Source organism: Buttiauxella sp. (genome assembly GCF_035271705.1).
Taxonomy (GTDB): Bacteria; Pseudomonadota; Gammaproteobacteria; order Enterobacterales; family Enterobacteriaceae; genus Buttiauxella.
This window is the reverse complement of sequence record NZ_DATERI010000212.1, coordinates 1-22,334: the sequence shown is the minus strand read 5'-3', so window position 1 is coordinate 22,334 and position 22,334 is coordinate 1. Positions and strand designations below refer to the sequence as shown.

The window sequence follows — 22,334 nt, the reverse complement described above, 5'->3', positions numbered from 1 at the left end:
GGATGACTGGGGTGAGTGAGTGCAGCAACACCCCTGCGGCTTGAAGTATGATGGGTATATACAAAGAGGTTATACCGTGTCCCGTACTATTATGCTGATCCCTACCGGAACTAGCGTCGGCCTGACTAGCGTCAGCCTGGGTGTTATCCGTGCTATGGAACAAAAAGGCGTTCGCCTTAGCGTTTTCAAACCTATCGCCCAACCGCGTACCGGTGACGATGCTCCTGATCAAACCACCAGTATTGTTCGTGCAAACTCCAGCATCCCGACGGCTGAACCGCTGCACATGCACCACGTTGAGACGCTGTTATCCAGCAACCAACAAGATGCGCTGATGGAAGAAATCATCGCTAATTACCACGCCAGCAGCAAAGACGCTGAAGTGGTACTGGTTGAAGGCTTGGTTCCTACTCGCAAGCATCAGTTTGCGCAGGCTCTGAACTACGAAATTGCTAAAACGCTGAACGCTGAAATCGTCTTCGTTATGTCTTTGGGTAACAACTCTCCAGAGCAGATGAAAGAACGTATCGAACTGGCTCGTAGCAGCTTCGGTGGCAGCAAAAATACCAACATCACTGGCGTTATCATTAACAAACTGAATGCCCCAGTGGATGAACAAGGCCGTACCCGCCCTGACCTGTCCGAGATTTTCGATGACTCCAATAAAGCGAGCATCGCAAACATCGATCCTAAACAATTGTTTGCTGACAGCCCGCTGCCAGTTCTGGGTTGTGTGCCGTGGAGTTTCGACCTGATCGCAACTCGCGCAATTGATATGGCGCGTCACCTGAACGCAACCATCATCAACGAAGGCGATATCAAAACTCGTCGTGTGAAGTCTGTCACTTTCTGTGCGCGCAGCATTCCGCACATGCTGGAACACTTCCGCCCAGGTTCTCTGCTGGTGACTTCCGCAGACCGTCCAGACGTGCTGGTTGCAGCGTGCCTGGCCGCAATGAACGGTGTCGACGTCGGTGCCGTTCTGCTGACCGGTGGTTACGAAATGGACCCACGCGTGACCAAACTGTGTGAGCGCGCATTCGCCACTGGCCTGCCGCTGTTCATGGTTGATACCAACACCTGGCAGACTTCTCTGAGCCTGCAAAGCTTCAACCTGGAAGTCCCAACTGACGACCATCAGCGTATCGAAAAAGTGCAGGAATATGTGGCAAGCCACATTGATGCAGACTGGATCGAATCTCTGACTGCGACCTCTGAGCGTAGCCGTCGTCTGTCTCCTCCAGCGTTCCGCTATCAGCTCACCGAACTGGCTCGTAAAGCCGGTAAACGTGTTGTGCTGCCAGAAGGCGACGAACCGCGTACTGTTAAAGCAGCCGCGATTTGTGCTGAACGTGGTATCGCAACTTGCGTCCTGTTGGGTAACCCGGATGAAATCACCCGTGTTGCAGCAGCGCAAGGCGTTGAACTGAGCGCAGGCATCGAAATCGTTGATCCAGAAGTGGTTCGCGAAAGTTACGTTGCTCGCTTGGTTGAGCTGCGTAAGAGCAAAGGCATGACCGAAGCCGTCGCTCGCGAGCAACTGGAAGACAACGTTATGCTGGGTACTTTGATGCTTGAGCAAGACGAAGTTGACGGCCTGGTTTCCGGTGCAGTTCACACCACCGCAAACACTATTCGTCCTCCGTTGCAGCTTATCAAAACTGCACCAGGTAGCTCTTTGGTTTCTTCTGTGTTCTTCATGCTGCTGCCAGAACAGGTTTATGTTTACGGTGACTGCGCGATCAACCCAGATCCAACTGCTGAACAACTGGCAGAAATCGCTATTCAGTCTGCGGATTCCGCTGCTGCATTCGGTATCGACCCGCGCGTTGCGATGCTGTCCTACTCCACCGGGACTTCTGGTGCGGGTAGTGATGTTGAAAAAGTGCGTGAAGCCACTCGTATCGCTAAGGAAAAACGTCCTGACCTGGTTATCGATGGTCCGTTGCAGTATGACGCCGCGGTTATGGCTGACGTTGCCAAGTCCAAAGCACCAAACTCACCGGTTGCGGGCCGTGCTACCGTGTTCATCTTCCCAGACCTGAACACCGGTAACACCACGTATAAAGCGGTACAGCGTTCAGCTGACCTGATCTCCATCGGGCCAATGCTGCAAGGTATGCGTAAACCCGTTAACGACTTGTCTCGTGGCGCACTGGTAGACGATATCGTTTACACCATCGCGCTGACTGCGATTCAGTCTTCTCAACAAGATTAATTTTTTCTGAGAAGCAAAAAGGCCGCATTGATATGCGGCCTTTTTTATTAGCGTGTCCCGGAAATAACGACGAGACCGCGAAAACAGAATGAATTACTCCGCAGCAGCAGTGTACTGGGATTCATTTTTAGCGTTGCGGGTCATCCACAATGCCAGTGCTTTTAACGAATCTGGCGTGAAGTCGTCACAGCGAGCGGTAATCTCTTCTGGAGACATCCAGCAAACTTCGCTGACTTCTTCTTCCTGCAAAGCAAACGGGCCATGAGAAACGCAGCTAAACAGGCTTCCCCACACCCGGCAGTGGGTATCTTCAAAATAGAACTGCCCGTGCTCAGCAAAAGGTACACCAGCAATCCCCAGCTCTTCTTCAGCCTCGCGGCGTGCAGAATCCAGCAGTTGCTCGTCGGCCTGAACCACTCCACCCGCGGTGGCATCTAACATACCAGGCATAAAATCTTTAATTTCAGTGCGGCGCTGTACCAAAATCTTACCCATACCGTCATGAACAACAATATAAGTCGCACGATGACGCAAACGCTGTGCACGCATTTGCTCGCGGCTTGCTTGCGCGATCACTTCATTGTCTTCACTGACAATGTCTACCCATTCCGTGCCACCAAAATGACGCTGTTCCACCATCAGGGAAACCTTATTCAGGGCGCTCTTTGGCGCGTAATCGGTTATACCGCCATCCTTCAAGCAGCAGGGGTGTTGGCTGCAACTCGGATGCTAACGGGTCTAATTTTTATGGTAAGTTACGGGGTAATCTCAAGCTGTGCAATAACCCCATCGTTATTCAATGCATGAACGCTCAGAACACCATCGTTTAGCATGCCATAGCTCGGTTCGAACCCCCCTTTTGGGATACTTACCGAACCAGGATTGAACAGATATACCGTGTCTTGTTTTTCAGCCAATGGCAGATGAGTATGGCCAAAAACCAGCACGTCATTTTCTGCCAGCGGAGGCAGGTTGTCAGGGTTAAACAAATGGCCATGGGTGACAAATAAACGCTGGTCAGCCATTAAAATCTGTTGCCAGGGTGCTGTAATTGGAAAATGTAGCAGCATCTGATCGACTTCGCTGTCACAGTTCCCGCGTACCGCAATAATTTTATCTGCAATGCTGTTAAACCGCTCCGCAACCGCTCCGGGGTTATAACCTGCCGGTAACGCATTACGCGGCCCGTGATTTAACACATCCCCCAGTAATATCAGCCATTTAGCGCCGCTACGTTCAAAGTGCGCCAGCACTTGCTCTGTAGCGGGTAGCGAACCATGAATATCCGAGGCAAACATCAGCTTCATAAAACCCTATCCCTGTTAATGATCAGCGAATTAATCATAACGAATTATGGGGCGAATCAGCCAGAATGCTTTGCCGAAAGTGCCAGAAAACGTTGAACTGAAGCCCGCTGCCATTGGAAATCTGCGTATTCTTGTAAGCGCTCAGGGACCTCATCGCCATTGAGGATCAAACGATTTAGCATCAATGCCAGGTCCGTGTCTGCGATAGACCATTCACCAAACAAATTTTGCTGGCCGAGTGGCAACAAACCTTCGACGGTATCCAGAAGCTTTTGTGCAGTAGCCTGCCCCTTTTCTGTCAGCGGTGGCTTCTTTGCCCCTGCAAAAACCACGTCGGTTGAACGCTCTTCGCGAATCGGCATCAAATCACTGCGGATCCATGCCTGAATTTGTCTGGCCCGTGCTCGTTTTTCTAAGTCATGTGGGTAGATTCGTTCCCACGTCGGCGGGGCAAAACGCTCATCGAGATATTCAGTAATAGCGGAGGATTCGCTTAACAAAAAGTCATCGACTGCAATGACCGGGACTCGGCGCGTGAGGTCATACCCTTTCCAGCCCGGCTGCCGATTTTGCCCGGCATTCAGGTCTATAGTTTGTAACGTAAAGTTAAGGCCTTTCTCTTTCAGAGCAACGTAAACAGACATCACGTAAGGGCTAAAGTAGTGGCTATCGGACCAAAGTGTTATTGTCGGCTGGCTCATAATATCCCCATAATTCAAGCATCCAGGATATTGAACATATAGCGGAAAATGGCGGTTGTCACTTGAGCAAAACTCATCTGCCCAGCAAATTCATCAAAAAGTCTATACTGCATAGGTTTATGAAAAAACTGATATCAGGATGGCAATGAGATGATCGACCTTTACTACGCACCCACACCAAACGGCCACAAAATCACGCTGTTTCTGGAAGAGGCAGGTCTGGACTACACCATTCACCGTATTGATATTGGCAAAGGAGATCAGTTTCAGCCTGCCTTTTTGGCGATTTCCCCGAACAATAAAATCCCAGCGATTATCGACCAACATCCTGCCGATGGGGGTGGCCCGTTGAGCTTGTTTGAATCGGGTGAAATCTTGCTTTATCTGGCTGATAAGACCAACGAGCTATTAAGCAAAGATTTGCGTGAACGCGCCCACACACTGCAATGGCTGTTCTGGCAAGTCGGCGGGTTTGGCCCCATGCTCGGGCAGAATCATCACTTCAATCACTTCGCCCCCCAACCTATTCCCTACGCCATTGAGCGTTATCAGGTGGAAACGCAACGTCTTTATGGCGTACTCAACAAACAGCTAGAGAAAACCCCGTGGCTGGGCGGTAATGAATACAGCATTGCCGATATCGCCACTTATCCGTGGACGGTTTCTCATGAGCGCCAGCGTATCAATCTGGCGAGTTTCCCCGCGGTGCAGAACTGGTTTGAGCGCATCCATTCTCGCCCGGCAACGGAACGCGCTTACGAGCAAGCACAGAATAGTTAAACCAATCAATGCGCCCACTATGGGCGCTACGTTTTTCCTCATGTATTCTAGGGCTGAAAATTACTAGATTACTAGAAGGAAGAAACCTGCAATGTCATCCCTACAACCCGACGCGATTATTCGAATCAAAAACTTACGCCTGCGCACTTTTATTGGCATCAAGGAAGAAGAAATAACCAATCGCCAGGACATCGTTATTAACGTTGCGATTCATTACCCGGCTGCCAAAGCTCGCGCCAGTGAAGACATCAACGATGCGCTGAACTATCGCACCATCACCAAGCAAATCATCCAGTTGGTTGAGAATAATCGTTTCTCATTACTGGAAAAATTAACTCAGGATGTGCTCGACATCGCATGCGACCATCCTTGGGTATCTTATGCTGAAGTAGAAATCGATAAACTTCACGCACTGCGTTATGCCGACTCGGTATCTATGACGATGAGTTGGCGTCGCCAGGCGTAAAAGCTGGAGACGACCATGCAGATACTGATTACCGGTGGAACAGGACTGATAGGCAGCCATCTGGTGCCACGCTTGCTGGTATTGGGGCACGATGTCACCATCGTTACCCGAAATCCCGATAAAGCCCGGGCACTTTTTGATCCGAAAGTGACCTTCTGGAAAGGGTTGAATGAGCATCCCAATCTTGATGGATTTGATGCGGTTATCAACCTGGCTGGCGAACCGATTGCCGATAAACGCTGGACCGAGGCGCAAAAACAGCGATTGTGTCACAGCCGCTGGCAAATCACCGAGCGTCTGGTGGAGATGTTTAAAGCAAGCCAGAAACCGCCTTCAGTGCTTATCTCCGGTTCTGCCGCAGGCTACTACGGCGATCTCGGCGAAGTGGTCGTCAACGAAGATGAACCGCCGCACAATGAATTTACCCATAAACTTTGCGCCCGCTGGGAACAAATTGCCTGCGGTGCGCAGAGCGAACAGACGCGTGTCTGCCTGCTGCGTACTGGTGTAGTTTTCGCACCAAAAGGCGGGATTCTGGCGAAGCTTTTGCCTTTATTCCGCTTAGGTCTGGGTGGCCCGATGGGCGACGGTCGGCAATATCTGGCCTGGATTCATATCGACGATATGGTCAACGGTATTCTGTGGTTGCTGAATAATGACCTGCGTGGGCCGTTTAATATGGTTTCGCCTTATCCGGTACGTAACGAACAGTTCTCTCACGCTCTCGGCCATGTGCTAAATCGCCCGGCGTTTATGCGCGCCCCGGCGACAGCGGTCAAAATGATGATGGGGGAATCGTCGGTATTGGTGTTAGGCGGGCAACGAGCGCTACCTAAGCGGCTTGAAGAGTCAGGGTTTGGGTTCCGTTGGTATGATTTGGAGGAAGCGTTGGGGGATGTGGTGCGTTGATATTAATTTGCAGAATTCATGCTGAAACGCTCACCGAAAGTTCTCTTTAAATAGATTAACGCTGGTGATTACGTCGGAGCGCATCGATTTTCCAGAGTGTCATATGTCAGTCGTGCAGTTTTTCCGTTCACCGTTAGCAGAAGTATTTGAGAACGCAGAACGCTTTGGTGAACGGAAAATTAACAAGGCTTACAGCTCTCGCCCTGACAATTTGCCAGAGCGAGATGTGGACGAAGGATCGCTACTTCAGCGAACCCGATAAAAACTGCTGCAAACGCGCACTCTTCGGATTACCAAACAACTCTGCTGGCGTCCCTTCTTCCTCGATTAAACCCTGATGCAAGAAGATCACATGGTTTGAAACATGACGCGCAAAATCCATTTCATGTGTCACCACCACCATGGTTTTCCCCTCTTCAGCGAGCTTCTGCATAATACGCAGCACTTCACCCACAAGCTCTGGATCGAGCGCGGAAGTCGGTTCATCGAACAGCAACACTTCTGGTTCCATAGCAAGCGCACGCGCAATAGAGACACGCTGCTGTTGGCCACCAGAAAGATGCACCGGATATTTTGCCTGCTGGCGCTCATCGATGCCGACTTTTGCCAGGTACTTAATAGCGCGCTCTTTCGCTTCGAGCTTACTCAGGCCCAACACTTGAATCGGCGCTTCCATGACGTTTTCCAGCACCGTCATGTGGCTCCACAAGTTGAAGTGCTGGAACACCATCGTCAAGCGTGTGCGCAGCAAACGGAGCTGATTTTTGTCAGCAACTTTGAGCTGCCCGTCAGTGTCGCGCACCAGGTTGATGTTCTGGTTGCTGACCACAATCGTCCCTTCGCTTGGCTTCTCGAGGAAGTTAATACAGCGCAGGAAGGTACTTTTCCCTGAACCAGACGACCCGATAATGCTAATCACATCCCCCGCATTTGCACGCAGAGAAACCCCTTTAAGCACTTCATGTTCGCCGTAGCGTTTGTGCAAATCAGTAACGTTTAATTTATTTTCAGCCATGGGAATTACTCAGTGCGAAGAACTGGGTTTAACGTGCTGCATAAAACGCTGCTCGGCTTTGCGGAACAGGCTTATCAGGACGTAAGAAATAATCAGATATAACACCGCCGCGATGCCAAACGCCGTAAACGGTTGGTAAGTCGCGGAGTTGATATCACGGGCGATCTTCAACAGATCAGGTACCGTGGCAGTAAACGCCAGCGCCGTGGAGTGCAGCATCAAAATCACTTCATTGCTGTACGCAGGCAGCGCGATACGCAGCGCGGATGGCAAAATAATGCAACGGTACAATTTGAATGGCGAGAAACCGTAAGCACGAGCGGCTTCAATTTCACCGTGCGGCACCGAGCGAATCGCCCCGGCAAAGATTTCGGTAGTATAGGCACAGGTATTTAACGTCAGCGCCAGCACGGTACAGTTCAAGCCGCTGCGGAAAAACTCATTGAGTAACACGGTGCCTTTCACCACTTCCAGCGTGTACATGCCGGAGTAGAACACCAGCAGTTGCACATACAATGGCGTACCACGGAAAATGTAGGTGAACAACCAGATGGGGAAAGCAATAAACTTGTTGCTCGATACACGGCCAATCGCCAGGAACAGCGCCATAATCCCGCCCATCACCACCGAGGAAATCAGCAGCCATAGCGTGATAGCAACTCCGGTAAAGCGATATCCGTCAGTCCACAGCAGGGCTTTCCAGTATTCCTGAATAATTTCGATCATAGCTCAGCCCTCTTCACACCAACCGAGTAGCGGCGCTCAAGCCAGAGCAAAACACCGTTCGATACCGTGGTAAAGATCAGGTAAATAATCCCGGCAACAATCGCAAAGTAGAATGGCTGCCAGGTACTTTTCCCGGCCAGTTGCGTGGCTTTCACCACATCTTCCAGGCCTAACAATGAAACCAGTGCGGTTGCTTTTAAAATAACCTGCCAGTTGTTACCAATCCCCGGAAGCGCGAAGCGCATCATGGCCGGGAACAGAATGCGGCGAAATATTTGAGAACCGGTAAAACCAAAGGCGGTTGCGGCTTCGATATGCCCGCGTGGGACAGCGAGGAATGCGCCACGGAATGTTTCGGTAAAATAGGCGCCGTAGATAAAGCCGAGCGTAATGATACCCGCGACCATTGGGTCGATATCAAACTGTCCGACACCCAGCGAGTCGGTTAATAAATTGAGTGCCATTTGCAGGCCATAGAAAATCAGCAGCATCAACACCAGGTCCGGTACACCACGAATTAAGGTGGTATAACCTTCGAACAACAAGGCCAACGGGCGGTTTTTGGATAACTTAGCACCTGCTCCGGCCAGACCGATAATAACGGAGAGGATGACGGAGGTTAGCGCCAATTCCAGCGTGACGATGGCCCCTTTAAAGATTACTTCAGAAAAACCGTACAGCATGGTGCGTATCCTGTCGTCAGTGTCTGCACAAACCTAACCTGCCCTTTCCGGGCAGGTTGAACCACTGGTGACTGTTAACCACCGTAAACATCGAAGTCGAAGTATTTCTTCGCTAACTTCTCGTAAGTCCCATCTTTGCGCATTTCGGCAAACGCTTTGTTCAGTGCTTCGCGTAATTCGGTATCGTCTTTACGCAGACCCATACCCGTGCCTACGCCAAACAGTTTGTCGTCTTTAATTGACGGACCACCAAACTGATAATCCTTACCAACAGGCTGTTTCAGGAAACCTTCACTCGCAGCAACTTCGTCCTGGAATGCGGCGTCGATACGGCCAGCAGTCAGGTCAGCGTAAATAGAATCCTGCCCCTGATAAGAGACAATCTCGATGCCTTTAGGCGCCCAGTGCTCATTACCGAAGGTTTCTTGTGTCGTACCCTGCAGAACACCAATGCGCTTACCCTTGAGTGCCTCAAGCGTTGGCTGAATTGCAGAACCTTTCGCGACCACTAAACGCGAGTCTGCTGCGTACAGTTTGTCGGTGAAGGCAATTTCTTGTTGGCGTTTTTCAGTGATGGAAAGGGACGACATAATGGCGTCGATTTTTTTCGCTTTCAATGAAGGGATCAGCGCATCCAGTGGGTTTTCCACGAAGGTGCAGTGGGTTTCGATGCGTTTACAGAGTTCTTTTGCCAGATCGATATCAAAACCGATCAATTCCCCTTGAGCGTTTTTCGATTCAAACGGGGCGTAAGTTGGGTCTGTACCTATGCGTAAATTCTTAGGAATAGCGGCGAAAGCTGTGGAAACACTGGAAAAAGCCAGTACCAAAGAAAGAGCAATGATCTGCTTGTTCATAATTATCCTCGTTTAGACTGTTTTTATAAGCGGTTACTTTTTAACCGGATAAAATCGCATGTTCCATGCCAATTTATGCATCTCAATAATAGTGTTTTTTTGCCTTTCTGGCGCGTCATTATGGCGCGTCATAAAGAACTCAAAACCCCATTGCACCACCAAGATGCAAGCGATACACCATTTTGGTGCATGGCTAAATATTTGCACCACTAATGTGCAACTGGCTTTGGTTAGATTGCAATTCTATTCAGCCCGGCTGCATCAAAGCATAACCGGGCTACAGACTAAGGGATAAACTTATTCACCGTAAACATTAAAATCGAAGTACTTCTTAGCAAATTTGTCGTAAGTTCCGTCTTTACGCATCTCTGCCAGTGCTTTGTCAAAAGCAGCTTTCAGCTCAACATCGTCCTTACGCAAGCCAATACCGGTGCCATCACCAAAGTACTGTTTGTTTTTCACCGACGGGCCTGCGAACGCATATTCTTTACCCGCTGGCAGTTTCAGGAACCCTTCGCTCGCCGCAGTTTCATCCTGGAAAGCGGCATCCAGACGACCCGCTGCCAGATCGGAATAAATCAGGTCCTGGTTGGCGTAAGCCACCACATCAATGCCTTTTGTACGCCATTCGGCATTAGCAAACGATTCTTGGGTTGAACCCTGCAACACGCCTACATGCTTGCCTTTGAGCGACTCAAGAGTCGGGTTAACCGGGGAGCCTTTAACGGCAATTAAGCGGGAATCAGCAGCATACAATTTGTCTGAGAAGGCAATCTCTTGCTGGCGCTTTTCAGTGATGGACAGTGAGGAGATGATGGCGTCAATTTTCTTCGCTTTAAGCGATGGAATCAGCGCATCAAAGTCACTTGAAACCCACGTACATTTCGTATTAATGCGCTTACAGAGCTCATTGCCGAGATCGATATCGAAACCAACAAAATCCCCTTTTGCATCTTTAGAAGAAAACGGTGCGTATGTCGTGTCCGTACCAAGACGAAGGCTCTGTGGAAGGGCTGCAAAGACGCTTGCTGTGGTGCTCAAGCCAAGCAGTAAAGACAGAGCGAGAACTTGCTTTTTCATACGTAACCCTCAAGTTTGACTTATCTTATTATGTGTAATGTGTGTTGTGTTTTTTCTGTGTTGCTGATTTGGAGTTGCAGTTCTCATGCCACTTTTTCTTGCGTGAAAGAAAGTGCGCATTATTGTGTTAAAAAATAGTTACAACTCTGTCACAGAAATGAAAGATAGCAGGTCTGGTCTGAGGGAAAAGCATTAACGGTGGAAAATAGCGGATAAATGTTCTGGAAGTGATCGGGGTTACAAAAACGCCCCATTTTGAGGCGTTGGGTTTTGTGATGCACCACACGGGCATGCTTATGCGCCAGCCCAACGGGTGAACAGGTCTTGCGGAAGCTCAATATCAAACTGGTCGAGTACCCGATTGACCGTCTGGTCGATAATATCCTGCACGCTCTGCGGACGATGATAGAACGCAGGCATAGGGGGCATAATCACCGCCCCCAACTCGGCTGCCTGCGTCATTAAGCGCAAATGGCCAAGATGAAGCGGTGTTTCGCGCACACAAAGGACCAAAGGACGACGCTCTTTAAGCACCACATCCGCCGCACGCGTTAGCAGGCCGTCTGTATAGCTGTGAACAATGCCAGAAAGGGTTTTGATTGAGCACGGCAATATAACCATGCCATGTGTCTTAAAAGAGCCTGAGGAGAGGCTGGCGGCGATATCCCGGGCATCATGAACCACATCAGCCAGCGCTTGCACCTCTCGCAGGGATATATCGGTTTCTAGCGCAAGGGTTTGGCGAGCAGCATTGCTCAAGATGAGATGAGTTTCGATATCCGGTAATTGTTGCAGCACCTGAAGCAGTCGCACACCATACGTTGCGCCACTGGCACCTGAAATCCCAACAATTAGCCGTTTCATATTTTGCGTTCGCCCAAGAAGTTTATCTGGGCTGACTTTGCCGTAAGATGAGCGGCGATGCAAGAAGCGCTAACCCTCTACGCGAGGGGAGGGTTAGCGTGAGGACAGGGTTAACCTTCGTTGTGCATCTCTAAGTTTTCCACTTCGTTTTGACGCTGTACAGCTTTCGAATCGTCATTACGCAGTGACTCAAGATACTCAAGGTATTCCTGGTCAACATCTTTAGTCACATAAATGCCGTTAAACACAGAGCATTCAAACTGAGTGATATCCGGGTTCTCAACGCGAACCGCTTCAATCAGATCGTCCAGGTCCTGGAAAATCAAACCGTCGGCGCCGATCAACTGGCGAATTTCATCAACTTCACGGCCATGAGCAATCAGTTCGTTCGCGCTTGGCATATCGATGCCATAGACGTTCGGGAAACGAATTTCTGGTGCTGCAGACGCGAGGTACACTTTCTTCGCACCCGCTTCGCGTGCCATCTCGATAATCTGCTCAGAAGTCGTCCCGCGGACAATGGAGTCATCCACCAGCAGCACATTCTTATCGCGGAACTCAGCACGGTTGGCGTTGAGTTTACGACGCACAGATTTACGACGCAGCTGCTGGCCCGGCATGATAAAGGTACGGCCAACGTAGCGGTTCTTCACGAAGCCCTGGCGGTACGGTTTATCAAGAATACGAGCGATTTCCAGCGCGATATCACAGGAAGTTTCAGGGATAGGGATAACCACATCGATATCCAAATCTTCCCACTCGCGAGCAATTTTCTCGCCGAGTTTTTTGCCCATTTCAACGCGTGCGCTGTACACAGAAATCTTGTCGATAAAGGAGTCTGGGCGCGCAAAATAGACATATTCAAACAGGCAAGGATTGCTGGTCGGGTTGTCGGCACACTGGCGTGTGAACAACTGACCTTTCTCGGTGATATACACAGCTTCGCCCGGCGCGATATCACGCAGGAATTCGAAGCCCAGTGTATCAAGCGCCACACTTTCGGACGCCACCATATATTCGGTACGCCCATCACCCAAATCGCGTTTACCCATCACCAGAGGACGGATGCCATTTGGGTCGCGGAACGCCACCATGCCGTGGCCGATGATCATCGCAACACACGCATAAGCGCCACGGATCTGGCGGTTAGTTGCAGCAATGGCGGCAAAAATGTTGTCAGCTTCCAGCGGATAGTTGCGGAAGTTATCCAGCTCGCTGGCGAAGATATTGAGCAGGATTTCGGAATCAGAAGTGGTGTTGATATGACGACGCTTTTCTTCGAACAGCTTTTGGCGCAGTTCGTGGGCGTTCGTCAGGTTACCGTTGTGTGCAAGAGTAATGCCGTACGGAGAGTTCACATAGAAAGGCTGGGCTTCAGAGGCACTCGAGCTACCCGCTGTAGGGTAACGCACATGGCCGATGCCCATGTTTCCCTGCAAGCGTTGCATGTGAATGGCACCAAATACATCGCTCACCAGACCATTAGCTTTACGCAGACGAAAACAGTTTAAGGCATCAATGGTGACGATGCCCGCGGCATCCTGCCCACGATGCTGAAGCACCGTTAACGCGTCATAAATAGACTGGTTGACCGGCATAAAACCGGCGATACCGACAATACCGCACATGTTGTCTTTTCCTCATTAAGCCACAACCCCCCGATACGATTACCGGGGTAAGAAACTTGACGAGCTTTGCAGATAGTCAAAGAACCATCTGATGATGAAACTGAATTGCGGAATAAGCTGCGACTTTTGCCAGTCGTCACTCTTCGAAAAACCAGTAAACGTATCAAGAAAGAACAGAATGGCGGCGACGATCAGCGCTCCACGTAAAGCACCAAAACAGATCCCCAACACCCTGTCTGTACCCGACAGGCCGGTCTTCTCAACCAGTGCGCTAATCACATAATTGACTATCGCACCGACGATGAGTGTCGCGATAAACAGTATCGCAATAGCTATTCCGTTACGTACCAGTTCGTCGTCAAAGCCAGTGAACCAAACTGACAGGTAAGTGTAGTAATGACTGGCGACAAAGAAAGCACAACCCCAGGTCACAAGCGATAACGCTTCACGCACAAACCCACGAATAACACTAATCAGAGCCGAAAAGCCGATAACTGCAATAATGGCGTAATCTATCCAGACCATGAACAAATCTCACGACAAATCGCCCTGACGTCCAGTTCGGGGCGCATTCTAACAGAAAAAGAAAACGTTTGCGTAGGGATTTCCTTCCCTCGCGTAAATAAATAATGGCGTTGAAAAAATGCTCAACGCCATTAAGAATTTGCCCTTTTGCCGGGGCTCCGCGGGTGCTTTCACGTGAATGACGGGAAAGCTATCGCGCCGTGTAATTCATCACTACGCCACTTAGCCCGGAAAGCGAATTCATCTCGCCTAATGAAGACTTGAGTTTGTCTTTCGAGGCCTCCGGCCCCACCAGAATACGAGTAATTTTCCCCTGAACTGGTGTGGATGGTGAGGTGAAAGCATTGAACCCTGCGCCGCGCAGTTTACCAACAATTTCATTTACTTTGTCGGCATTTTTCAACGCACCGAGTTGTACAACATAGGCTTGCCCAGTCGGTGCCTTCTCAGCGGTTTCTTGCTTCGCAGGTTTTACAGGCTCTGGCACCGGTTCTTCGTTCATCATCGCCAGACGTTCTTCAGTTTGAGAAATCTCGGCTTTGCTCTGCGGTTTTTCGACCGGCTTTGGTTTTGGCTTCTCAACCACTGGCTTCGGTTTTGGTTGATCACGGGTAACAGGCACTTCGTCTATACCCGCACCGCTATCGCCAGGTAGCGAAGCGATATCCAGCCCAGGTGCGACCGCCGTACCCGCACGAACTTCTTCAGCAGCACCTTCCGGTGGCTGCGAAGGGAGTGCCTGAGTCGCAGCAGGCAGCATGTCCGGCTCATCGGTATCACCCGGTTTTGGAACCAGAGGAATGGCTGCAAACTCATCCTGATAATGCTTTTTCTGACCATCAAGCAGCCCTGGCAGGATAATGACCCCCAGAGCGACCAGAATGATGGTTCCGACTAATCGATTTTGAAACTTACTCGCCACCTGCTTTCTCCGTGTCCAGCGCTTCCATTACGTGGGCTACTGTATGAAATGAACCACACACCAGCACGGTATCATTTTCTGTTGCTGCCTTCATTGCAGCATACCAAGCCTGGGCTACCGTGTCGTAGACTTCACCTTGACCGAGATGTTCAATCAGCTGTTCAGCACTTGCACCGCGCGGCCCTTCTAACGGAGCACAATACCAGCTATCCACTTGAGGGGACAAACATGCCAACGTACCGGCGATGTCTTTATCATGCAGCATACCAATGACCGCCAGCACGCGACCACGTTTTGGCAATTCTGCCAGCCGCCCGGCAAGATAAGCCGCCGCATGGGGATTGTGCGCCACATCAAGAATAACCAATGGTGCATGCGAAATAACCTGGAATCGCCCTGGTAATGTGGCCTCTTTAATCCCTTGAATAATAGCGCCATTGCTAACTTTCAGATCACTTGCACGCAGTGCTGCCAGTGCCGTTGCCGCATTCGGTTGAGGCACCAATGGCAACGGTAGCCCGCTCAGTTCGCCCTGCGCGTCTTTGAAGCTCCAGCTATTCTCTTCAACGCTGTAAGACCAGTCCACTGTGCGACGCAGCAAATGAGCGCCTTTTTCAACCGCCACATCAGCGATGGTCAGCGGCATATCCGGCTCTCCGACCACAGCAGGTTTTCCACCACGGAAGACACCGGCTTTTTCACGCCCGATACTTTCACGGTCCGGCCCCAGCCAGTCGGTGTGATCAAGAGCGATACTGGTGACGACAGCCACATCGGCATCGACGATATTGGTTGCGTCCAGGCGCCCACCCAAACCGACTTCAAGAATCACCACATCAACCGCCAACTGCTTAAACAGCAACAACGCCGACAAGGTGCTGTACTCGAAATAGGTTAGTGAGGTTTCGCCGCGCGCGGCTTCAATTTGGGCAAATGACGCCGTATGGTAAGCCTCGTCCAGTTCTTCACTTTGAACGCGAACACGCTCGGTGTAGCGCACCAGATGAGGTGAACTGTAAACACCGACGCTATATCCTGCCGCCATCAAGACTCTTTCCAGTGTGCGACAGGTTGTGCCTTTCCCATTCGTCCCGGCGACAGTAAACACCGTCGGGGCAGGTTTCAGTACATCGAGTGTTGCAGCCACTTTTTTGATGCGATCTAGACCAAGCTCGATGGTTTTAGAATGGAGGTTTTCAAGATAACAAAGCCACGTGGCCAAGGGCGACGTGGCTTGAGGTGTTTGAGTTTTTTCCATGATGCCCGCTCTACGCTACGGTTCAAGAAAAAGGGCAGGACCTATTCGGCCTGCCCTTATTAACAATCAGGCCTGGTGACCTTCTGCCGGTGCTGGCGGAACCACTATCGGCTCACGCGGCGCTTCAGGATTTGGCGCTGGCTGATTTGTCAGTTTTGCCAGAACGCTTGCCAGTTTCAGGCGCATTTCTGGACGACGAACGATCATATCGATCGCCCCTTTTTCAATCAGGAACTCACTGCGCTGGAAGCCCGGCGGCAGTTTTTCACGAACGGTTTGTTCGATAACACGCGGGCCTGCAAAGCCGATCAGCGCTTTTGGCTCAGCAATATTGAGATCACCCAGCATCGCAAAGCTTGCAGATACGCCACCCATTGTTGGGTCAGTCAGAACCGAAATATACGGCAGACCGCGCTCCTGCATTTTCGCCAGTGCAGCACTGGTTTTTGCCATTTGCATCAGCGACATCAGCGCTTCTTGCATACGTGCGCCACCAGAAGCGGAGAAGCAGATCAGTGGGCAACTATCTTCCAGAGACTGTTCAACGGCACGAACAAAACGCGCGCCCACAACAGAACCCATAGAACCGCCCATAAAGGCGAACTCAAACGCCACAGCAACAACAGGCATGTGATAGAGCGTGCCTTTCATGACCACCAGTGCATCTTTCTCACCAGTTTCTTTCTGGGCTGATGCCAGACGGTCTTTATACTTTTTGGAATCTTTAAACTTGAGAATATCTTTTGGCTCAAGCTCACTACCCAACTCAAACATCGAACCTTCATCAAACAGGCTATGCAAGCGATCGCGCGCGGACATGCGCATGTGATGATCGCATTTTGGGCAAACTCCAAGATTGCGTTCTAGCTCGGCACGGTACAGAACCTGGCCACAGCTATCGCATTTAGTCCACACCCCTTCAGGGATACTCGCCTTACGGGTAGGGGTAATATTGCTCTTATTGAGAATTCGTTCAATCCAGCTCATTGATGACCTTTCTGCTTGAACCTGGTCGATGCCAGTTTTTCTGTGGCAGTTTGACCTGCCCCAGACCATAAATGGTGCTCATTAAAACATAACGGCCCGCGACTTTGGATAAAAAAGTGGTCGAACCGCGCGATGGGGTTACTTTTGCAGGTGTTTGGCTGCACGTTTGTGGCGAATAACTTCAATTACGCCAGGCAAAATCGACAGCACGATAATCGCTACAATCAGTAATTTCAGGTTTTCCTGCACGATTGGCAAATCGCCAAACAGGTAGCCTGCGTAGGTAAACAACAATACCCACAGCAACGCACCCGCGATGTTGAACATCGCAAAATGACGATAGGACATATGCCCCATCCCTGCGACAAACGGTGCGAAGGTTCGCACAATCGGTACGAAGCGCGCGAGGATAATCGTTTTTCCGCCATGACGCTCGTAAAAAGCGTGTGTTTTATCAAGATAACTGCGGCGGAAGATTTTTGAGTCCGGGTTGCTGAAGAGTTTTTCTCCAAACAGCCGTCCGATGGTGTAGTTTACGGCGTCGCCCACAATAGCCGCAATCACCATCAGGATAACCATGGTATGCACGTTCAGATCGTTACCTGGCAATGCTGCCAACGCACCGGCAACGAACAGCAATGAATCGCCAGGCAAGAATGGCGTCACCACCAGACCGGTTTCGCAGAACAAAATTAAAAATAGAATGGCATAAACCCAGACACCATACTGCGCAACCAACTCCGCTAAATGCACATCAATGTGCAGAATAAAATCAATAATAAAGCGGATAAATTCCATAGTTATCTACCTTTTCGACTGGCGTCAGTCAGCTAAAAAAAGTGGCCCCATCGAGGGTTTAGGCAACGCAAAATGTTCAGGATAATCAACTGAGACTAAGTACAAGCCTTCTGCTTTACCGGTGGCGGCTGCCAGCTTGCGATTTTTCGCCGCAAGCAATTCTGCCATCCAGTTTTCGTGTTGATTACCACAACCAATTTCCATCAAACTGCCAACAATGTTGCGCACCATATGATGCACAAACGCGTTCGCTTTGATGTCTACCACGACGTATGAACCATAACGTGTCACGGTGATGTGCATCAGGTTGCGCCACGGTGTACGCGACTGGCACTGCACTGCGCGGAATGACGTAAAGTCGTTCTCACCCAACAAACACTGTGCTGCACGGTGCATACGGTCTGTGTCCAGAGGGTGATAAAAGTGCGTCACTCCCTGCCCCATCACCGCAGGACGCAGCCGTTCGTTATAGATGACATAACGGTAGCGACGCGCCGTGGCACTGAACCGGGCGTGGAAATCGTCCGGCACAGTTTTAACCCAGCGCACTGCAATGTCTCCAGGTAAATTCGCATTTACACCCAGAGTCCATGCCGCATCTTTACGATCCATACGGGTTTCGAAATGCACAACCTGCCCGGTGGCGTGCACCCCAGCATCCGTTCGCCCAGCACAAAGCACGTTAATAGGTTCGTTTGCCACTTTAGAGAGCGCTTTTTCAAGCTTCTCCTGTACGCTGCGGACTTCGTTCTGCCGCTGCCAGCCGTAATATTTGCTGCCGTCGTATTCAATGCCAAGTGCAATCTTACGGAGTGGGCTTATTTCCTGTATTGAGGGAGTAGGCAACTCGTCGGACATTAGTACATATACTCCTGCACTAATTTTTCAGCCGTTTTCACCGCCATCAGTGCGCCACCGAAACGAACGTTATCAGCAACAGACCAGAATTGGATCTGCTCCGGCATGCCGTAATCATTATGGATACAGCCAATGGAGATATGTGCGCTACCGGAGGCATCGGAAACCTGAGTCGGGAACTGCCCTTCTTCTGAAATTTCAATGTCTTCAAACTGGCCAAACGCATCACGCGCTTCTTCTGCGGCCAGCGGGCGCATCGCTTCGAAGTTCACCATTTGTGCGTGACCATAAAACACCGGTGCCTGAACCATGCTTGCAGAAATCATCACACCTTCGTCCTGCAGCACTTTACGCACTTCGTTCACCAGTCGACGTGCAACACTTACGCTGCCTTCCGCGTCTGGTACTAAAGGCAGCATGTTGAAGGCTAACTGGCGGCCAAATAAATCTTCGTCTTCGATTGGCAAACCGTTGAGCAAACGCGCACTTTGTCCGGCCAGCGCATCAACAGCTCTTTTACCGCGACCAGAAGCCGCCAGTAAATTGGTCACCTGAATACGCGACAACCCCCCTTGTTCAATCAGCGGCTTCAAAGCAGTCAGCAACTGGCTGGTCAAGCTATCAGCAACAGCAACCAGGTTGCGATTGCGGTATTCACCCAACACAAAAGGATTGACGTCAGGCACGACCAACGGCACATCATGTTCCATTGCGAACAGGCCGCTGGAGTCAATCACCAGGCAACCCGCGTTCGTCGCTTCTTCAGCGAAACGCGCCGAAGCTGCAACACCTGCGACGAAGAACGCGAGCTGAACCTGAGTCCAGTCAAATGATTCAGCATCCTGAACCATCACCGTTTTGCCTTCATAACGAATGTTTTCACCCGCGCTATCATTACGCGCCAGGGCATACAATTCACCAACCGGGAACTGGCGTTCGGCAAGCAGTTCAATCACAGCTGCGCCTACGGCACCCGTGGCACCTAAAACGGCAATATTCCAGCCTTCAGACATGTTGGTTTACTCCAGACTTAATAAAACAGCGTCCCACCGGATTTCAGCTCCAGTGGGACAAAAGATTAGGGTTATCGAGCGGGGTTATAAACCGCACTAAAACCGAGTTTTTGCAGTGTTTGTGCCGCAGTTTCATCATCACACTGAATATATAATGATGACCATTCACGGCGTTCCAGATAGTTTTTACGTAACGAGTCAAACTCACCTGGAATTCCCGCCACTTTACGCAGCGGTGCGTCATCGCGGCGCACATCATACACCAGATGAACCAGTCTTTTGAGTGTCGGCTGATCAAGCGGACCATGCAGTGTGATGCGGCCAAATTCCGGAGCGGGCAGCAAAGTATCTAACGCCACTTGGTGTTTCTGACCAATAAACTCGCTGAATGCTTCAAACACTTGCGTGGTGCCACGCGCTTTGCCTTCCAGCGTGTAGCCTGCGATGTGTGCCGTGCCTATATCGACTTTATCGAGCAACGCCACATTAAGCGCAGGCTCGGGCTCCCAAACATCCAGCACCACGCTAAGATCCTGCCCGTTCTCCAGGCATTTCAACAACGCGGTGTTATCCACCACCGGGCCACGGCAAGCATTAATCAGAATGGTGCCAGGTTTGAGGCTTGAGATCAGTTTTTCATCGGCAAGATGCAGCGACTTGTATGGGCCGTCTTTGAACAGCGGCGTGTGGAACGTCAGTACATCGGCTTCACGCACCAGGGTTTCAAGCGGCTGGAAATCACCGGCATCGCCACGACTCGCACGAGGAGGATCGCAAAGCAGCGTCCGCACGCCGAAAGCTTCCAGACGTGCCTGCAAACGTGAGCCAACGTTACCGACACCGACAATACCCACCGTGCGGTCGGTCAGTTCGAAGCCATCACGTTCAGCTAACATTAACAGTGAAGAAAAGACGTATTCGACAACAGCGATAGCGTTACAACCTGGGGCTGCTGAAAAAGCGATGCCCGCGCGCTCAAGGTAGTGTTCGTCAACGTGGTCAGTGCCCGCCGTTGCCGTACCGACAAACTTAATCCCCTTGCCTTCGAGTAAATCAGCATTCACTTTAGTGACCGAACGCACCATTAATGCATCGGCATCCGCCAGTTCTGAAACTGGGATCGGGCGACCTGGCACCGCAGTTACATCGCCAAGGCGGCTAAACAATTCGCGTGCATAGGGCATATTTTCGTCAACGAGGATTTTCACGTTACGCTACCTGTCTGTTAATCGTCGAGAATAAGCCCAATAGTGTGCCATAATCTGGCGTCCTGGCATACTTGAGCCGGGGATCGATAAAGGATTTTAGACTATGCAACCCATTCAGGGGGTGACTGCACGCCCTCCGGGGGAACCGCCCTCCACACCGTCTGCGGCCGGCGAGCTTCCGCTTTCCAGTCAGCAACGTACTGTTCTTGAACGTTTGGTCACGCGCCTTGTTGCACTCAATCAACAACAGAGTGCCGAAGTGTGGGCGGGACTTAAGCATGATCTGGGGCTAAAAAGTGAAACGCCTTTATTATCGCGTCACTTCCCGGCGGCCGAACAAAATCTCAATCAGCGTCTGAACAATGCGCAGACTACTCACGCCACGCGCCAGGTGGTTCAACAGCTCAGCGAGCTTCTGCCTCAAGGCAATAATCGCCAGGCTGTTAGCGACTATATTCGCCAGCAATTTGGCCAGACTGCCCTTAGCCAACTTACGCCCGAGCAATTAAAAAGCGTCCTGACGTTATTGCAAAATAACCAGTTGGCGATCCCGCAACCGCAACAGCGTCAGGCGACCGATCGCCCGCTGCTTCCGGCTGAACATAACGCCTTAAATAAACAAGTTGCCAAGCTTACTGCCGCGACGGGCGAGTCCGGTAAACTGATCTGGCAGTCTATGCTTGAGCTTTCTGGGGTAAAAACGGGGGATCTGATCCCGGCAAAACACTTCACCTTGCTGACCACATGGCTGCAGGCCCGTCAGACATTGAGCCAACAGCACTCGCCGACGTTGCATACCCTCCAGGCCGCCCTTAAACAGCCACTTGAACCCGCTGAATGGCAAGAGATGACCGATTATTCCCTGCAACGTTTCCAGGCAACGCCGCAGACGTTGCTGACCAACTCGCAAGTGCAGGATATTTTGAATCAAGTATTTTTGAAGCGGGCAGAACGCCAGCCAGCAGCGCTTGAAACCCACAATATTCAGCCAATAGCCAACCCAATCTGGGCGCCTTTTATCGAGCCAATGAAAGTCGTGAGTGCGCGACCAGGTATGGCGTTGGTTGCACTGGTTGTGGTGATGGCGTTGCTGTGGATAGTGGTTTAGTTTCTGTTTGCAACCGCTCTGACAGACATGATGGTGGATTATCGTTATGTGTCCATGAAAAAACTTAGGGAACCGGACAGTGGGAGTTTCCTGAGTTTGTTGACCATTACATCGCACCTGCAAAATTAATTACTCCAGATGTCGGTAAAGACTTGGACTCTGAATATGTAATAGCCGCATTAAGTTCACTGCCGCCGCCCCGGCAGAAGAATAATCTATTGCGGATGATGCAGGTTCTCTTCCGTCAGCAGGTTTCCCCATTCACCGTATTCGGCCTGCCACGCAATGGCGCCGGTTTCGTCAATCAGTGCCAGCGGCAGTCCCCGGTGGTCGCAGTGGTAAAGATGGATTTTTCTCTCCGGGGTGTGTTCCGGCTCCAGCTGGTTTTCCATCTGCTCCACGCTCAGCCCGCACTGCGCCAGC

23 protein-coding genes and 1 pseudogene are annotated in these 22,334 nt (G+C 50.9%); 5 read left to right on the top strand and 19 right to left on the bottom strand.

Features of this window, described 5'->3' with window-relative positions:
- Positions 1-76 precede the first annotated feature (76 nt).
- On the top strand, positions 77-2,218 hold the full coding sequence (gene pta, locus VJY99_RS18720) for a phosphate acetyltransferase (protein WP_324121166.1): 2,142 nt from the start codon (positions 77-79) through the stop codon (positions 2,216-2,218).
- 93 nt (positions 2,219-2,311) lie between these two features.
- On the opposite strand, the gene yfcD is transcribed toward pta, so the two are convergent.
- From yfcD to yfcF, 3 genes are all read right to left on the bottom strand, one after another.
- A complete protein-coding gene (gene yfcD, locus VJY99_RS18715; RefSeq protein WP_324121165.1) occupies positions 2,312-2,857 on the bottom strand; it encodes an NUDIX hydrolase YfcD in 546 nt (181 codons plus the stop codon).
- A gap of 116 nt (positions 2,858-2,973) precedes the next feature.
- A complete protein-coding gene (gene yfcE / locus VJY99_RS18710; protein WP_324121163.1) occupies positions 2,974-3,525 on the bottom strand; it encodes a phosphodiesterase in 552 nt (183 codons plus the stop codon).
- Positions 3,526-3,581: 56 nt separating this feature from the next.
- On the bottom strand, positions 3,582-4,226 hold the full coding sequence (yfcF, locus tag VJY99_RS18705) for a glutathione transferase (protein ID WP_324121161.1): 645 nt from the start codon (positions 4,224-4,226) through the stop codon (positions 3,582-3,584).
- 150 nt (positions 4,227-4,376) lie between these two features.
- Between yfcF and yfcG the strand changes: the two genes are divergently transcribed.
- From yfcG to VJY99_RS18690, 3 genes are all read left to right on the top strand, one after another.
- Positions 4,377-5,006, top strand: coding sequence for a GSH-dependent disulfide bond oxidoreductase (yfcG, locus tag VJY99_RS18700; protein WP_324121159.1), 630 nt, complete (start codon positions 4,377-4,379; stop codon positions 5,004-5,006).
- A 91-nt stretch (positions 5,007-5,097) separates the two neighbouring features.
- On the top strand, positions 5,098-5,472 hold the full coding sequence (folX, locus tag VJY99_RS18695) for a dihydroneopterin triphosphate 2'-epimerase (RefSeq protein ID WP_324121157.1): 375 nt from the start codon (positions 5,098-5,100) through the stop codon (positions 5,470-5,472).
- A 15-nt stretch (positions 5,473-5,487) separates the two neighbouring features.
- Positions 5,488-6,381 (top strand): TIGR01777 family oxidoreductase, encoded by an 894-nt coding sequence (locus tag VJY99_RS18690; protein ID WP_324121155.1) that lies wholly within the window; start codon positions 5,488-5,490, stop codon positions 6,379-6,381.
- A 241-nt stretch (positions 6,382-6,622) separates the two neighbouring features.
- Here the strand turns inward: VJY99_RS18690 and hisP are convergent, their stop codons facing one another.
- The 15 genes from hisP to pdxB all read right to left on the bottom strand — a co-directional run bounded on the left by hisP (position 6,623) and on the right by pdxB (position 20,803).
- Positions 6,623-7,396: a histidine ABC transporter ATP-binding protein HisP gene (gene hisP / locus VJY99_RS18685; RefSeq protein ID WP_324121153.1), complete on the bottom strand. Its 774-nt coding sequence runs from the start codon at positions 7,394-7,396 to the stop codon at positions 6,623-6,625.
- A 9-nt stretch (positions 7,397-7,405) separates the two neighbouring features.
- Complete coding sequence (locus VJY99_RS18680) at positions 7,406-8,122, bottom strand: ABC transporter permease (protein ID WP_324121151.1); 717 nt, start codon at positions 8,120-8,122, stop codon at positions 7,406-7,408.
- Positions 8,119-8,805 carry a histidine ABC transporter permease HisQ gene (locus tag VJY99_RS18675; RefSeq protein ID WP_324121149.1) on the bottom strand — a complete coding sequence of 229 codons (687 nt, stop codon included), beginning with the start codon at positions 8,803-8,805 and terminating at the stop codon, positions 8,119-8,121. Before VJY99_RS18675 ends, VJY99_RS18680 begins: the two co-directional genes overlap by 4 nt.
- 74 nt (positions 8,806-8,879) lie before the next feature.
- A complete protein-coding gene (gene hisJ / locus VJY99_RS18670) occupies positions 8,880-9,662 on the bottom strand; it encodes a histidine ABC transporter substrate-binding protein HisJ (protein WP_324121147.1) in 783 nt (260 codons plus the stop codon).
- Positions 9,663-9,959: 297 nt separating this feature from the next.
- Positions 9,960-10,742 (bottom strand): lysine/arginine/ornithine ABC transporter substrate-binding protein ArgT, encoded by a 783-nt coding sequence (gene argT, locus VJY99_RS18665; protein ID WP_324121145.1) that lies wholly within the window; start codon positions 10,740-10,742, stop codon positions 9,960-9,962.
- Positions 10,743-11,036: 294 nt separating this feature from the next.
- Positions 11,037-11,606, bottom strand: coding sequence for a UbiX family flavin prenyltransferase (locus VJY99_RS18660; RefSeq protein WP_324121143.1), 570 nt, complete (start codon positions 11,604-11,606; stop codon positions 11,037-11,039).
- Positions 11,607-11,716: 110 nt separating this feature from the next.
- Positions 11,717-13,234, bottom strand: a complete 1,518-nt coding sequence (purF, locus tag VJY99_RS18655; RefSeq protein ID WP_324121141.1) for an amidophosphoribosyltransferase — start codon at positions 13,232-13,234, stop codon at positions 11,717-11,719.
- A gap of 39 nt (positions 13,235-13,273) precedes the next feature.
- Complete coding sequence (cvpA, locus tag VJY99_RS18650; RefSeq protein WP_324121139.1) at positions 13,274-13,759, bottom strand: colicin V production protein; 486 nt, start codon at positions 13,757-13,759, stop codon at positions 13,274-13,276.
- Positions 13,760-13,949: 190 nt separating this feature from the next.
- A complete protein-coding gene (gene dedD / locus VJY99_RS18645; protein ID WP_324121137.1) occupies positions 13,950-14,681 on the bottom strand; it encodes a cell division protein DedD in 732 nt (243 codons plus the stop codon).
- Positions 14,671-15,939 (bottom strand): bifunctional tetrahydrofolate synthase/dihydrofolate synthase, encoded by a 1,269-nt coding sequence (gene folC, locus VJY99_RS18640; protein WP_324121135.1) that lies wholly within the window; start codon positions 15,937-15,939, stop codon positions 14,671-14,673. Before folC ends, dedD begins: the two co-directional genes overlap by 11 nt.
- 66 nt (positions 15,940-16,005) lie before the next feature.
- Positions 16,006-16,926 carry an acetyl-CoA carboxylase, carboxyltransferase subunit beta gene (accD, locus tag VJY99_RS18635; RefSeq protein WP_324121133.1) on the bottom strand — a complete coding sequence of 307 codons (921 nt, stop codon included), beginning with the start codon at positions 16,924-16,926 and terminating at the stop codon, positions 16,006-16,008.
- 138 nt (positions 16,927-17,064) lie between these two features.
- Positions 17,065-17,724: a DedA family protein gene (locus VJY99_RS18630; RefSeq protein WP_324121131.1), complete on the bottom strand. Its 660-nt coding sequence runs from the start codon at positions 17,722-17,724 to the stop codon at positions 17,065-17,067.
- A gap of 24 nt (positions 17,725-17,748) precedes the next feature.
- Positions 17,749-18,582, bottom strand: a complete 834-nt coding sequence (gene truA / locus VJY99_RS18625; protein WP_324121129.1) for a tRNA pseudouridine(38-40) synthase TruA — start codon at positions 18,580-18,582, stop codon at positions 17,749-17,751.
- Positions 18,582-19,595: an aspartate-semialdehyde dehydrogenase gene (locus VJY99_RS18620; RefSeq protein WP_324121127.1), complete on the bottom strand. Its 1,014-nt coding sequence runs from the start codon at positions 19,593-19,595 to the stop codon at positions 18,582-18,584. Before VJY99_RS18620 ends, truA begins: the two co-directional genes overlap by 1 nt.
- Positions 19,596-19,666: 71 nt before the next feature.
- Positions 19,667-20,803 carry a 4-phosphoerythronate dehydrogenase PdxB gene (gene pdxB / locus VJY99_RS18615; protein ID WP_324121126.1) on the bottom strand — a complete coding sequence of 379 codons (1,137 nt, stop codon included), beginning with the start codon at positions 20,801-20,803 and terminating at the stop codon, positions 19,667-19,669.
- 103 nt (positions 20,804-20,906) lie between these two features.
- Here pdxB and flk point away from each other — a divergent pair, with 103 nt between their 5' ends.
- Positions 20,907-21,911, top strand: coding sequence for a flagella biosynthesis regulator Flk (gene flk / locus VJY99_RS18610; protein ID WP_324121124.1), 1,005 nt, complete (start codon positions 20,907-20,909; stop codon positions 21,909-21,911).
- Positions 21,912-22,135: 224 nt separating this feature from the next.
- Here flk and VJY99_RS18605 read toward each other — a convergent pair.
- Positions 22,136-22,334: pseudogene (locus VJY99_RS18605) on the bottom strand (RHS domain-containing protein); the annotation flags it as partial.

Excerpts from the sequence above, each read along its gene's own strand:
- yfcD (WP_324121165.1), bottom strand. The coding sequence starts at position 2,857 with ATGGTGGAACAGCGTCATTTTGGTGGCACGGAATGGGTAGACATTGTC.
- yfcE (WP_324121163.1), bottom strand. The coding sequence starts at position 3,525 with ATGAAGCTGATGTTTGCCTCGGATATTCATGGTTCGCTACCCGCTACA.
- yfcF (WP_324121161.1), bottom strand. The coding sequence starts at position 4,226 with ATGAGCCAGCCGACAATAACACTTTGGTCCGATAGCCACTACTTTAGC.
- yfcG (WP_324121159.1), top strand. The coding sequence starts at position 4,377 with ATGATCGACCTTTACTACGCACCCACACCAAACGGCCACAAAATCACG.
- folX (WP_324121157.1), top strand. The coding sequence starts at position 5,098 with ATGTCATCCCTACAACCCGACGCGATTATTCGAATCAAAAACTTACGC.
- VJY99_RS18690 (WP_324121155.1), top strand. The coding sequence starts at position 5,488 with ATGCAGATACTGATTACCGGTGGAACAGGACTGATAGGCAGCCATCTG.
- hisP (WP_324121153.1), bottom strand. The coding sequence starts at position 7,396 with ATGGCTGAAAATAAATTAAACGTTACTGATTTGCACAAACGCTACGGC.
- VJY99_RS18680 (WP_324121151.1), bottom strand. The coding sequence starts at position 8,122 with ATGATCGAAATTATTCAGGAATACTGGAAAGCCCTGCTGTGGACTGAC.
- VJY99_RS18675 (WP_324121149.1), bottom strand. The coding sequence starts at position 8,805 with ATGCTGTACGGTTTTTCTGAAGTAATCTTTAAAGGGGCCATCGTCACG.
- hisJ (WP_324121147.1), bottom strand. The coding sequence starts at position 9,662 with ATGAACAAGCAGATCATTGCTCTTTCTTTGGTACTGGCTTTTTCCAGT.
- argT (WP_324121145.1), bottom strand. The coding sequence starts at position 10,742 with ATGAAAAAGCAAGTTCTCGCTCTGTCTTTACTGCTTGGCTTGAGCACC.
- VJY99_RS18660 (WP_324121143.1), bottom strand. The coding sequence starts at position 11,606 with ATGAAACGGCTAATTGTTGGGATTTCAGGTGCCAGTGGCGCAACGTAT.
- purF (WP_324121141.1), bottom strand. The coding sequence starts at position 13,234 with ATGTGCGGTATTGTCGGTATCGCCGGTTTTATGCCGGTCAACCAGTCT.
- cvpA (WP_324121139.1), bottom strand. The coding sequence starts at position 13,759 with ATGGTCTGGATAGATTACGCCATTATTGCAGTTATCGGCTTTTCGGCT.
- folC (WP_324121135.1), bottom strand. The coding sequence starts at position 15,939 with ATGGAAAAAACTCAAACACCTCAAGCCACGTCGCCCTTGGCCACGTGG.
- accD (WP_324121133.1), bottom strand. The coding sequence starts at position 16,926 with ATGAGCTGGATTGAACGAATTCTCAATAAGAGCAATATTACCCCTACC.
- VJY99_RS18630 (WP_324121131.1), bottom strand. The coding sequence starts at position 17,724 with ATGGAATTTATCCGCTTTATTATTGATTTTATTCTGCACATTGATGTG.
- truA (WP_324121129.1), bottom strand. The coding sequence starts at position 18,582 with ATGTCCGACGAGTTGCCTACTCCCTCAATACAGGAAATAAGCCCACTC.
- VJY99_RS18620 (WP_324121127.1), bottom strand. The coding sequence starts at position 19,595 with ATGTCTGAAGGCTGGAATATTGCCGTTTTAGGTGCCACGGGTGCCGTA.
- flk (WP_324121124.1), top strand. The coding sequence starts at position 20,907 with ATGCAACCCATTCAGGGGGTGACTGCACGCCCTCCGGGGGAACCGCCC.